This window comes from Achromobacter sp. JUb104 (assembly GCF_024806975.1).
GTDB classification, from domain to species: domain Bacteria; phylum Pseudomonadota; class Gammaproteobacteria; order Burkholderiales; family Burkholderiaceae_B; genus Achromobacter; species Achromobacter spanius.
In genome coordinates, this window is record NZ_JANUEY010000001.1 from 1,583,201 (window position 1) to 1,596,382 (window position 13,182).

Here is a 13,182-nt window from a genome sequence, read left to right on the forward strand (position 1 = left end):
ATTCAGCCTTGGTGCGTGAAGAACAGGGTGGCAAGCGGCGGCAAGGTCAGCGACAGCGACTGGGCGTGGCCGTGGGCGGCCTGGTCCGATGACTGCGCGGCGCCCTGGTTGCCTTGGCCCGAACCGCCATACCAGCCGGCGTCGGTGTTCAGGGATTCGGTCCAGCGCCCGCCCAGGGGCACGCCGACGCGGTAGCCGTGGCGGGTGACGGGGGTGAAGTTGCAGACGGCCAGCATCAAGGACGAGCGGCCCCGGCGCAGGAACGCGGCCACGCTGTGGTCGGCGTCGTCCATGACCAGCCAGGCAAAGCCGTCGGGGTCGGTGTCTTGCTCGTGCAGCGCGGGCGATTCGCGATACAGCCGGTTCAGGTCGGCCACCAGGCGCTGCACGCCCTTGTGGCCGGCGTCGTCAAGCAGGCTCCAGTTCAGCGAGGCATCGTGATTCCATTCGGCGGGCTGGGCCAGTTCGCCGCCCATGAACAGCAGCTTCTTGCCGGGGTGCGCCCACATGAAACCCAGGTAGGCGCGCAGGTTCGCCAGCTTGGTGGCGGTGTCGCCCGGCATCTTGTTCAGAAGCGAGCCCTTGCCGTGCACTACTTCGTCATGCGAGAGCGGCAGGATGAAGCGTTCGGAATAGGCGTAGGCCATGCCGAAGGTGATGTCGTGGTGATGGTATTTGCGATGGACCGGGTCTTCGTGCATGTAGCGCAGCGTGTCGTGCATCCAGCCCATGTTCCATTTGTAGTGAAAGCCCAGGCCGCCCTCGGCCACCGGCGCGGTCACGCCCGGCCAGGCGGTGGACTCTTCGGCCACCACGATGGCGTCGGGCGCCTGTTCGCGCACCGTGGTGTTCAGTTCACGCAGGAAGGCCACGGCTTCCAGGTTTTCACGCCCGCCGTGTACGTTGGGAATCCATTCGCCGGGTTGGCGGCTGTAGTCGCGGTAGAGCATGGAGGCCACCGCGTCCACGCGCAGCCCGTCAATATGGAATTCCCGCAGCCAGTGCACGGCGCTGGCGATCATGAAGGCTTTGACTTCGGTGCGGCCCAGGTTGTAGACCAGCGTGTTCCAGTCGGGGTGATAGCCTTCGCGCGGGTCGGCGTATTCGTATAGCGGCGTGCCGTCAAAGCGCGCCAGCCCGTGGGCGTCATTCGGAAAGTGGGCGGGCACCCAGTCCAGAATGACGCCGATACCGGCGGCGTGGCAGCGGTCGACGAAGCGGGCGAAGGCGGCGGGCGGACCAAAGCGCGCGGACGGCGCGAACATACCCAGGGGTTGGTACCCCCAGGAGCCGCCGAAGGGATATTCCATGATCGGCATCAGCTCCACATGCGAGAACCCCATGGCTTCTGCGTAGGCGGGCAGCTTGTCGGCGAGCTGGTCCCAGACGCAGCGCTCGGCGTCGGGCGCGAGCCATGAGCCGGCGTGCACTTCGTAGATGGAAATGGGAGCGTGGCGCGCTTGGCGCTCTGCGCGGGAACGCATCCATGCGTCGTCCGTCCAGGAATAAGGGGTGGGGTCGTCAACGACCGAAGCGGTGGCCGGCGAGGGCTGGGCGCGGCGCGCCATGGGGTCGGCCTTGAATACGATGGCGCCCGAGTTGTCGGTAATGGCGAACTTGTAGCAATCGCCCGCCATGACGCCGGGGATGAACAGTTCCCACACGCCGGCCGCATGGCGCAGGCGCATGGGGTGGCGGCGGGCATCCCAGCTATTGAAGTCGCCCACCACGGCAACGCGGCGCGCATTGGGCGCCCAGACCGCGCAGCGCAGCCCGGGCACGCCCTGCATGTCGTCCAGCCGCGCGCCCAGCACGGATAACGCGGCGCGCCAGTCGCCGCTGGCTAAGCCAGCCAGATCGGCGTCGGACAGCACCGGGCCGAAGGCGTAGGTGTCCGGCGTGAGTTGTTCGGTGTCGGGCCATTGGATGGCCAATTGGTACGAGCCCGGGTCGCCGGGGCGGGCGTCGGGGACGGCCCCGGTGTAGAGGCCTTCGCCTTGTTCATGCAGCGGCAGGCGGGCGCCGTCGGCAGTCACGACCGCGACCGCGCGCGCACCGGGCACCAACGCGCGCACCACGCCATCGTGCGGACCCAGGACCGAGAACGGGTCCGCGTGCTGGCCCGTGGCCAAGGCCTGCAAGCTGGAGGGATCAAGCTGGCCCGCAGGCGGAGAAGACGGCGACGGAGCGCCGTTGTCATGAAGATTCATCGTGAGTGTTCCTCGGCGCTGATCGCCGCATCTTGCAAGAGTTCGCGGGCCAGCTCGGTCAGCGCGCACAGCGGAATGGAGATCCATTCGGGGCGGTGAGCGGCTTCATAGCTGACTTCGTAGGCGGCCTTTTCCAGTTGCGCCAGCTTCAGCAACGTGTCTTCTTGCGCGGCGGGCAGCGCAATGGCGGTGGAGGCGGCCTCTTGATAGCCCAACAGGAAGGCCTCGACCGCGCGCGAGCCAAAGCGCGCCAGCAGCGTGTCGCGCAAGTCCTGCGGCACGCCCGGGGCGGCGGACGAATCCCCGGGGCCCGCGTTGGCGTCGGTGGGCGCGCCGCCCATCGGGTCGCTACGGGCCACCGACGCGGCGGCATAGTCGAACGAACGCAGCATGCCGGCCACGTCCTTGTACGGCGTCGTCACGCTGCGGCGGGCCTCCAGCGTCTGGATGGGCTCGCCTTCGAAGTCGATCAGGTAGGCGTCCGTCTGCGCCACCAGCACCTGGCCCAGATGGAAGTCACCGTGTACGCGGATGAGCGGCGCGCCCGTCAGCGCCTGCGCCATGCCATCCACCTGCTTGACCAGGCGGCCATGATGTTCAAACAACCATTGCGCGCAGGCGTGCGACGGCGGCTCCAGCCGGTCCTGCGCGGCGCGCAGGTCTTGTTCGGCGCGATCCAGTTGCGCGATGATGCGCGCGGCGTGCGCCTGGGCGTCTTCCGTGGTGGCGGTGTGGACGGGAAAGGCGGGGTCGTCCGTGGCTAGTGCCAGCGTGTTGTGCAGCTCGGCCAGCCGGCGGCCAATGGTGCTGGCCATGACCGTATAGCCTTCCAGGCTGGCTTCGAATTCCTCGGGGCTGTGGCCGCCCAGCAGCGCGGCGCCCAGCGTGCGTTTCAGATAGTCCAGCGTCCAGGTCCAGGCGTCGCCCTCGTTGGTGACGAAGGCGTGCAGCACGGCCAGCGTGTGGGGCACGCCGTCGGCGTCTACGCGCAGCACCTCGCCCAGCAGGGCGGGAATATTGGCGTAGCCCGCGCGCGTCAGGTGGCGCGAGATTTCCACTTCGGGCGATATGCCGGGCTGTACGTTGCGGATCAGCTTCAGGATGGCTTGCCCGCCGACGATGACCGAACTGTTGGACTGTTCCGCGCTGATCCATTGCAAGGCGGGCTCGTCGCCGAAGTCCAGGTCGGCCAGGGCGGGTTCCGGCAGGCAGCGGATGATGCCGGGCTTGTCGCCGGGTTTGCCGCCGTCGCGCCCGTCCAGCGCCTGGCTGGCGCGCAAGGCCTCGATCACGCCCTGCACGAAGCCGGGTTGCAGGAAGGCGTCGGCCAGGGTGCCGACTTCGGCGCCCCGGCGTACGCGCGCGATGGGGTATTGCACCTGGGCGGTTTCATCCCAGATCAGCACGAAGGGCGCCTGGACACGCAGGGGGTGATCGTTGACCGGCGCGTTGGCGTTGTCGGCATCAGTGCCGCTGCCGCCGTCGCCGCTGCCGTCCTCGGGCTCCACTTCGGCCCAGTAGTACTCGCCGCCATTGGCATGAAACGGCGTGGCGTAGGCCAGCCGGGCGCGTGACGGCGCCGTGGACCCCGGAAACCAGCGCTGGCGCGCCAGGTATTCGGGCAGCACTTCCTTTTCCAGCGTGCTGCGCGACGCATCCGTCAACGCCGCGCCGCCGCGCGACTTCAAGACCAGCGTCGTCAGCTCGGGCATCTGCTCGGGCGCGCTGGCATGCCAGCCCGGCGGGGCGGCGTCGGAGCTCAAATCCATCCAGTAAAAGCCATAAGGCGGCAGCGTCAGCAGATAAGGCAGTTCGCCGATCGCGGGGAACGGCGTGCCGCCCAGCATTTCCACCGGCACGCGGCCGCTGAACGCTTGCAGCGGCAATTCCACGGGCTGCGCCGCGTTGGACAGGTTGGCCACGCACAGGATGATGGTGTCGTTCCATTGGCGCAGGTACGCCAGAATCTTGCGGTTGCCGGGCTGGATGAAGCGCAGCGTGCCGCGGCCGAAGGCGTGGGTCTGGCGGCGCTGCGCCAGCATGCGGCGCGTCCAGTTCAGCAGGGAATGCGGGTCGCGCTGCTGGGCCTCGACGTTGACGGCCTCGTAACCGTACAGCGGCCCCATCAGCACGGGTAGCGGCAGGCGCTCGGGGTCGGCGCGCGAGAAACCGCCGTTGCGGTCGGGCGACCATTGCATGGGCGTGCGCACACCGTCGCGGTCACCCAGATGCACGTTGTCGCCCATGCCCAGTTCGTCGCCGTAATACAGCACCGGCGTGCCGGGCATCGACAAGAGCAGGCTGTTCATCAGTTCAACCCGGCGGCGGTCGCGTTCCAGCAAGGGGGCCAGGCGGCGGCGGATGCCCAGGTTGATGCGCGCGCGCGTGTCGGCGGCATAGACGCTCCACAGGTAATCGCGTTCACGGCTAGTCACCATTTCCAGCGTCAGCTCGTCATGGTTACGCAGAAAGATGGCCCATTGGCAGGTTTCGGGTATGTCCGGCGTCTGCCGGATGATGTCGGTGATGGGAAAGCGGTCTTCCTGCGCAATCGCCATGTACATGCGCGGCATCAGCGGAAAGTGGAACGACATATGGCATTCGTCGCCGGTGCCGAAATATTCCTGCGCGTCCTCGGGCCATTGGTTGGCTTCAGCCAGCAGCAGGCGGTTGGGATATTCCTGGTCGATCACCGCGCGTATCTGCTTCAGCACCTGGTGCGTTTCCGGCAGGTTCTCGTTGTTGGTGCCTTCGCGTTCCACCAGGTACGGCACGGCGTCCAGGCGCAGCCCGTCCACGCCCATGTCCAGCCAATAGCGCATCACCGACAGCACTTCTTTCAGCACCTGCGGGTTGTCGTAGTTCAGATCGGGCTGATGCGAATAGAAGCGGTGCCAGAAGTAGGCGTTGGCCTCGGGGTCCCAGGTCCAGTTGGACTTTTCCGTGTCGCAAAAAATGATGCGGGTGCCGGCGTAGGCCTTGTCGTTGTCGGACCACACGTAGAAATTGCGCGCCGCCGAACCGGGGCGCGAGGTGCGCGCCCGCTGAAACCAGCGGTGCTGGTCCGACGTGTGGTTGACCACCAGTTCGGTAATGACGCGCAAGCCGCGCGCATGCGCCTCGCGGATCAGTTTGCGCACGTCGGCCACGGTGCCGTAGTCGGGGTGCACGCCCCGGTAGTCGGCAATGTCATAGCCGTCGTCGCGCCGTGGCGACGGGTAGAACGGCAGCAGCCAGATCGTGTTCACGCCCAGGCTGGCGATGTAGTCCAGCTTCATGATCAGGCCGGGGACGTCGCCCACCCCATCGTCATTCGAGTCGAAGAACGACTTCACATGCAACTGGTAGATGACGGCGTCCTTGTACCAAAGACCGTCATCTTTCTGGGGGTGGGTTTCACTGATCATATTGGGCTCCAAGCGCGGTCAACCATGCAGGGACAGGCGCCAGACACGATAGGGTTGGTCGGGAGACAGCGTCACGGTGCGCGTCGCGTCGCGCCAGGTGTCGCGGCTGTCCGTCAGCAGGTCTTCGACTTCAAGGTGCGCGGGCCGGGCTTCACCGAACAACCAGAAGGGCACCTCCAGATGCGTGGTTTGCGGGTGGAAAGGGTCCAGGCTGATGGCGGTGAACACCACGTTGCCCAAGCCGGGCGTGGCCTTCACGAAGGCCAGCACGCGGTCGTTGCCGCTGGGTATTGCCGTCAGCCCGCGATGCGTTTGCAGGGCGGGGTTGGCGCGGCGGATCTGGTTCAGGCGCGCGATTTCGGCGCGGATGTTGCCGGGGGCACGCCAGTCGCGCTGGCGCAGCTCGTATTTTTCGGAATCCAGGTATTCCTCTTTGCCCGGCACCGGCGCGGCCTCGCACAGTTCAAAGCCGCTGTAGACGCCCCACAGGCCCGAGCCCATGGCGGCCAGGGCGGCCCGGATCAAGAAGCCGGGGCGGCCCGAGGTCTGCAAGAACACCGGGTTGATGTCGGGCGTGTTCACGAAGAAGTGCGGCCGGAAGAAGTCAGCCGGCGGCGGGTGCGAGATTTCTTCCAAATACGACTGCAATTCGGCGCGGTCATTGCGCCAGGTGAAGTACGTGTACGACTGCGTGAAGCCCACCTTGGCCAGCCGGTACATCATCTTGGGCTTGGTAAAGGCTTCGGACAGGAACAGCACGTCGGGATGCTGCCCATGCACTTCGGCTATCAGCCATTGCCAGAAGGGCAGCGGCTTGGTGTGCGGGTTGTCCACGCGGAAGATGCGCACGCCGTTGTCCACCCAGAACAGCACCACGTCGCGCAGCGCGCGCCACAGCGCCAGTTTGCGGGCGCGGCGCGGCGGGCCGCCATAGAAAGAGACGTTGACGATGTCCTGGTATTTCTTGGGCGGGTTCTCGGCATAGCGCAGCGACCCGTCGGGCCGCCACGAGAACCAATCAGGGTGCTCTTTCAGCCAGGGGTGGTCGGGCGAACATTGAATGGCGAAGTCCAGCGCCATTTCCAGACCGTGTTCTTGCGCGGCGCGCACCAGGCGCAAAAAGTCGGGCAGCGTGCCCAGCTTGGGTTCGATGGCGTCGTGCCCGCCGTCGGGTGAACCAATCGCATACGGGCTGCCCACATCGTCCGGGCCGGCGGTCAGCGCATTGTTGCGGCCCTTGCGGTTGCTTAGGCCGATCGGGTGGATGGGCGGCAGGTACAGCACGTCAAAGCCCATTTCCTGGATGTCGGGCAGGCGTTCGATCACGTCGTCAAACGTACCGTGGCGGCCTGGTTCGCGGGCTTGCGAACGCGGGAATAGTTCGTACCAGGCGCTATGGCAGGCTTGCGGCCGGTCGACCCAGATGGGGTAGGGGGCCGGCGTCACGGTTTCAAAGGGGCGGGCGTCCAGCGCGCGCATGGCGGCGGCCAGCTCGGGGCTGAGCAGCAGCGCGATGTGCGCCTCGGTGGGTTCCGTGCCCGCCTTCGGGTCGGGCAGGGTTTTCAACGCCTGCTTGACGACCGCCACGCTGTCGGCGGGATAGGCATGCTGGCTGGCGCGCTTATCGGCTTCGCGCAGCAACTGCATGCCCTCGGCCACTTCAAGCTGTAGCGCAAGGCCGGCGTCGTGCTTGACCTCCAGGTCGTGGTGATAGGTCTGCCAAACGTCAAACCACGCCGCCACCTGGAATTTGTGCGGTCCGATTCGCCGGGGCCGAAAACTAGCCTGCCAGCGGTCGTTGGACAGCAGTTTCAGCGGCGTGCGTTTCCAGTTGGCTTCGTCGGCGGCGCGCCAGCGCACTTCGCCCGCGATGCGGTCGTGCCCATCCATCAACAGGTCGGCCTGGACGGTGATGCGCTCATGCACCGTGCACTTCACGGGATGCGCGCCATCGTCCACGGCGGGCGACACGCTTTCAATGGCCACGCGCAGGCCGGCCCCGCCTTCGGTGCGCGGGCCGGGGTGGCGCGAGGCCTCGCGCACGGGCGGCATGGGCGTCACGGACAGCAGCATGCAGGCGCCGGGCGGCAGCGTGTCGCCAGCTAGGACGGGCGCGTCCGTCATGCGTTGGGGCAGGATGTCGCCGGGCGGCAGGCTGGGGGCCACCGCATCCCAATCGATGTGGGCGGGCTTGGCGTCGGCGGGGTTCAGGGCCAGCACGGCCGTGGCGCCGTCGGCGGTGTTGCGCAGGATCAGCGTGGCGCGGCCATCGCGGCCGCCCAGCACACAAGGCAACCCCGCGGGCAACCCCGTGGGCAGGTCCTGGCCGCTTAGCCATTGGTTGATGTCTGGAATCTGGGCGGGCGCGTCGATCTCGGTTTCCGTCGCCATCCAGCCATTCGCGGTAAAGGCGGCGGCCCAGGCGCCGCGTATATCCGCGTCAGGCCGGTTCGGGGCGTGGCCTTCCAGCGGCTGCGTGCTGGCCAGCACCGGCGCCACCCGCTGTAGCCGCGCGGCTTCTTCGGCCAGCCAGGCGGACTTGTAGTCCCACCAGGGCAAGGACGAAAACACGCCATCAAAACCGGCATCGCGCAGCGCGTCCAGTTGCGGCTGGGTCAGGCCGGGCGTCCACGCCAGGCAGCGGGGCGGGGAGGCATGTTGGCGCAGCGGGGCCAGCAGGTCGCGCCAGCTTGCGGCGGGCAGCGCCTGCGGCGATTCAAAGACAAAACCGGCCACGCCCGCGTCGACCCAGCGCAGCAGCCGTTCGGCCCAAGCGTGCGCAAACCCGCGGGCAAACTCGGGGGGCGGTTCGCGGTTCAGCGCCATCACGCCCCAGGTGCTCAGCGGCAAGCGCGGGTCGCGCGCGGGGTCGTCAGGCGGCGCGTGGTACCAGCCGGGCTGCGCGGTAGAGGGGCTGGCATCGACCGACACGCGGTCCAGCACTACCCGCAGCATCAGCATCAAGCCTTGCGCCGTGGCGGCGCGGGCCAGGCGGCCAAGACGCTCGGTGATGGGCTCGGTGCTATCGCCTGCCGGACTCAGGTCGGCATCGATGGGCGCCAGCGTGCGCGCATCGGCCGGCCGCAGCCAGGGCGGCGGAATCAGCACGGCATTGAAGCCGGCTTGCTGGATGCGGGCCAGCCGGGCTTGCAGCGTGGCGGGGTCGCCTGCCGTCGGCGCGCCGTCCGGCAAACCCAGGGGCGCGTGGCAGATGCGCAGCGCGGCGGGCAAAGAGGGGACGGGCGTCGAAGCAGCAGCCATGGGCATTCGCCTTTTCAGATGGGCATCGGCATGGAGCCGCGGGCCTGTCGGGTGCGCAGCTGGCGAGTGCCGGCAGCGCGGTCGGCCGAGGAAGCCGTGGCAGATTGCGTGGCGGACTGCGCGGCGGCTTGCACAGCGGTGTCGTCCGCGTCCGCGTCGGCGCGACCGGTCAGGGCTTGAAGCAGGTCTTCGTACGCACCCACGGCACGCTGCCAACTGAAGTCGGTGCTCATGGCGTTGCGCTGCATGGCGCGCCACAGCGTCGGGTGACGGCGCAGGTGCATGGCGCGCGACAAGGCATCGGCCATGGCGTCGGGGTGGTCGCCGTCAAACAGCAGGCCGTTGGCGAATGCCATCGCGGTCAGCGGCACGTCGGTACCCGGGTCTTCGATGGTGTCGGCCATGCCGCCCACGCGCGACCCGATCGGTACGGTGCCGTAGCGCATGGCGTACAGCGGCGTCAGGCCAAAGGGCTCGAAGCGGCTGCCGTGCAGCAGGATGTCGCCCCCGGCGTGCAGGCGATGCGCGCCCGCCTCGTTGTAGCCAATGTGGGTGGCGCAGCGCTGCGGGTAGCGGTCGGACAACGCCTTCAGCGCGGCTTCCAGGCGGCGGTCGCCCTGGCCCAGGATGGCGACCTGCATGTCCGGGTGGGCATCCAGGGCGCGCGGCAAGGCTTCGGCGGCAACGTCGGCCATCTTCTGGTCGGTCAGGCGGCTGCCCATCACCACCAGGCTGGCTTGCGGGTCGGCGGCCAAGCCGAATTCGCGTTGCAGCACGGTCTTGCACAACCGCTTGTTGGCCAGATCGGCGGCGGTGTAGCGCAAGGGGCCCAGGTGCGGGTCGCGCGCCGGGTCCCACAGCACGGTGTCGATGCCGTTCGGAATAGCGATCAGGTCGGCGGCGCGCTCGCGCAGCAAGCCGTCCAGCCCGCAACCGAATGCCGGGGTCAGGATTTCGCGGGCGTAGGTGTGGCTGACGGTGGTGACGCGGTCGGCGTGAGCGATGCCGGCCTTCATGAAGTTCAGCTTGTTCCAGGCCACGCAGGCGTGCTCGCCCCGGAAGGCGGGGGCAATGCCGAAAGCGGCGGCATCCTCTAGCGGGAACTGGCCCTGGAATGCCATGTTGTGGATGGTCAGCACGGATTTCACGTCATCCAGGCCCGCCTGGCGCATCAGCATGGGGATCAGCGCCGCGTGCCAGTCGTGCGCATGCACCACATCGGGGCGCGCAAGCCCCGGCACGCCGCGTGCAATACGCACGGCAGCGTGCGACAGCGCGGCGTAGCGCAGCCCATTGTCCGGATGTTCCTGGCCATCTTCGTCCACATAGAGGCCGGCGCGGTCATAGAGCGCATCGTTTTCCAGCAGCAGGAAGGGCAGCTCGGACGCGGGGCATACCCCGGCCAGCAGGCGGGCGTCGCCGCCCGGCAGGTCTTCCAGCCGCGCCACTTCGCGCACGCCTTCCAGGCGCTTGGCGGCGCCTCGATAAGCGGGCAGCAAGACGGTAGCGGGCACGCCCCGCTGGACCAGCGCCCGCGCCATGCCGGTGATTGCATCGCCCAAGCCCCCGGTCTTTGCCAGGGGGAATGCTTCGGCAGCCACTATAAGAATTGTCGTCGCCATGCTTGTTGCTCCGGGAAGGTCGGAGGGCCGCTGAAAAAGTGGGCCCGATTCCGTAAGGCTTTCTTATGCGCAAGTGGCGTGCCCAACACGGCGGGGCGAGGGCGGGCGCGGGCTTGAGCGCGGGCTAACCCCAGGGCGGGTCGGGGGGTTGCTGGCGTTTTTGCTGGCGTTTGTAAATTTGGGAGCAGCGCAACAAATTGCGTCTGGCGAGCGTTGGGGAGAGGCTGATTTCGGCAGCAGACCGAGGAGACGGGAATGCGGATTGCGGCGCGCCCGGATTCTGCTTTCCGTATGCCGAGCCATCCGGCCGGTACTCGGATTCAGCAACACCTGACCACAAGGAGCGCCAACGTGAAAACCGTTTCCGATTTTGTCCTCGCCCGCTTGGGCGAATGGGGCGTGCAGCGTGTGTTCGGCTATCCCGGCGATGGCATCAACGGCCTGATCGGCGCGTTTGGGAAAAACCAGGAATTGGAATTCGTCCAGGCACGCCACGAAGAAGGCGCGGCCTTCATGGCCTGCGCCCACGCCAAATTCACGGGGCAGGTCGGCGTGTGCCTGGCCACGTCCGGGCCGGGCGCCATCCACCTGCTTAACGGGCTGTACGACGCCAAGCTGGACCATCAACCCGTCGTGGCCATCGTGGGCCAACAGGCGCGCAGCGCGCTGGGCGGTGACTATCAGCAGGAGGTAGACCTGGTCAGCCTGTTCAAGGACGTGGCGCACGACTTCGTGCACATGGTCACGTCGCCGCTTCAGGCGCGCCACATGGTGGACCGCGCCATGCGTATCGCCATGGAACGGCGCGGCGTGACCTGCCTGATTTTTCCCAACGACGTGCAGGACCTGGAAGCCGTGGAGGCGCCGCCGCGCGAGCATGGCACCGTGCACACGGGCATCGGCCTGACGTCCCACGCGGCGGTGCCCCCGGAAGCCGCGCTGGATAACGCCGCCGCCATCCTGAACCAGGGCGAGCGCGTGGCGATGCTGGTGGGCGCGGGCGCGCTGGACGCGGGTGACGAGGTGCGCGCCGTGGCCGAACGGCTGGGCGCGGGCGTGGCCAAGGCCTTGCTGGGCAAGGCCGTGCTGCCGGACGCGCTGCCGTATGTGACCGGCGCCATCGGCCTGCTGGGCACGCAACCCAGTTGGGAAATGATGAACGAGTGCGACACCCTCTTGATGGTGGGCACGTCGTTCCCGTATGCCGAGTTCCTGCCCAAGGAAGGGCAGGCGCGCGCGGTGCAGATTGATGTCGATGGCCGCAAGCTCAGCCTGCGCTATCCGGTCGAAGTGGGACTGGTGGGCGACGCCCGCCTGACCTTGCAGGCGCTGTTGCCCAAGCTGGAAACCAAGGCGTCCGACCGCTGGTTGAAGGGCATAGAAAAGCGGGTGTCGCGCTGGCGCGAAACCGTGGTGGCGCGCGCGATGGTCGAGGCCAAGGGCGTCAACCCCCAGCGCCCCTTCCTGGAACTGTCCAGCCGCTTGCCGGCGCACTGCATCGTCACCTGCGATTCGGGTTCCGCGGCCAGTTGGTACGCGCGCGACGTGCAACTGCGCGAGGGCATGATGGGGTCGGTGTCGGGCGGGCTGGCCAGCATGGGCTGCGGCGTGCCCTATGCCCTGGCGGCCAAGCTGGCCCATCCCGGGCGGCCAGTCGTGGCGCTGGTGGGCGACGGCGCCATGCAGATGCTGGGCATCAACGAACTGATCACCATCGCGCACCGGTGGAAGGACTGGGACGACCCGACGCTGGTGGTGCTGGTGCTGAACAACGGCGATCTGAACATGGTGACGTGGGAGCAGCGCGTAATGGGCGGCGACCCGCGTTTTCCGGATTCGCAATGGCTGCCGCCGTTCTCGTATGCGGACTACGGCCGCATGCTGGGCCTGGAGGGCATCCGCGTGACCGAACCCGACGACGTCGGCCCCGCTTGGGGCCGTGCGCTGAACGCGGGCCGGCCCACCGTGCTGGAAGTGGTGACCGACCCCGAGGTGCCGCCGATGCCGCCGCACATTCCCCCCAAGCAGATTGCGGCCTACCTGACTGCACTGCGCAAGGAAGACATGGCCACCGGCGCCGCCGCGCTGCGCGCCACCATCAAGCAATGGTGGGCAAGCTGACGGAGGCAAGCCCTGGGCCGGGCGCCGTGTGCAACACCCTGTGCGAAATCCGCGCGGCGGGCACGGCGTTTGCGGACAGGGCGGGTCCTACCACCTAGTCGCTGAACGGATGTTCGGCAAAGGAGACACAGCATGGAAACTCAAACCAACATCGTGGGCGGCCCCAAGAGCAATCCCGGCGGCCCGGGCCCGGAGGTCATGGCCGCAAGCACGCTGGAAGGCAATGACGTCTACAACTCGGCGGGCGAAGATCTGGGTTCGATCAAGGAAATCATGATCGACGTGCCCCGGGGCCGCGTGGCCTACGCGGTGCTGTCGCGCGGCGGCGTGCTGGGTATCGGCGACAAGCTCTTCGCGATTCCGTGGAAGGCGCTCACGCTGGACACCGACCGCAAGTGCTTCGTGCTGGACATCGACGAAGAAACGCTGAAGAACGCGCCGGGCTTCGACAAGGACAACTGGCCCAGCATGGCCGACGAGACGTGGGCGCGTAACCTGCATACGTATTACAAGCAGGATATCTATTGGTAAGCCGCCAGCTCGGGCCATTAGCGCATGGCC

The 13,182-nt window shown here is 67.6% G+C and carries 6 protein-coding genes; 2 read left to right on the forward strand and 4 right to left on the reverse strand.

All coding sequences use genetic code 11. The features are described from left to right. Nucleotides 1-2: 2 nt before the first annotated feature. From glgB to glgA, 4 genes are read right to left on the reverse strand one after another with little or no spacing between them, the layout of a single operon-like run. Nucleotides 3-2,210, reverse strand: coding sequence for a 1,4-alpha-glucan branching protein GlgB (gene glgB, locus M2361_RS07125; protein WP_259247401.1), 2,208 nt, complete (start codon nucleotides 2,208-2,210; stop codon nucleotides 3-5). Continuing rightward, entirely contained in the window at nucleotides 2,207-5,617 is a 3,411-nt protein-coding gene (gene treS, locus M2361_RS07130; protein ID WP_259247402.1) for a maltose alpha-D-glucosyltransferase, read from the reverse strand. Before treS ends, glgB begins: the two co-directional genes overlap by 4 nt. Nucleotides 5,618-5,635: 18 nt before the next feature. Continuing rightward, nucleotides 5,636-8,878, reverse strand: coding sequence for an alpha-1,4-glucan--maltose-1-phosphate maltosyltransferase (locus M2361_RS07135; RefSeq protein WP_259247403.1), 3,243 nt, complete (start codon nucleotides 8,876-8,878; stop codon nucleotides 5,636-5,638). 14 nt (nucleotides 8,879-8,892) lie between these two features. Then, nucleotides 8,893-10,500: a glycogen synthase GlgA gene (glgA, locus tag M2361_RS07140; protein ID WP_259247404.1), complete on the reverse strand. Its 1,608-nt coding sequence runs from the start codon at nucleotides 10,498-10,500 to the stop codon at nucleotides 8,893-8,895. Nucleotides 10,501-10,851: 351 nt separating this feature from the next. Here glgA and M2361_RS07145 point away from each other — a divergent pair, with 351 nt between their 5' ends. Together M2361_RS07145 and M2361_RS07150 are read left to right on the forward strand one after the other, a co-directional pair. Beyond that, complete coding sequence (locus M2361_RS07145; protein WP_259247405.1) at nucleotides 10,852-12,621, forward strand: thiamine pyrophosphate-requiring protein; 1,770 nt, start codon at nucleotides 10,852-10,854, stop codon at nucleotides 12,619-12,621. 132 nt (nucleotides 12,622-12,753) lie between these two features. After that, nucleotides 12,754-13,152, forward strand: coding sequence for a PRC-barrel domain-containing protein (locus tag M2361_RS07150; RefSeq protein WP_259247406.1), 399 nt, complete (start codon nucleotides 12,754-12,756; stop codon nucleotides 13,150-13,152). Nucleotides 13,153-13,182: the final 30 nt, after the last annotated feature.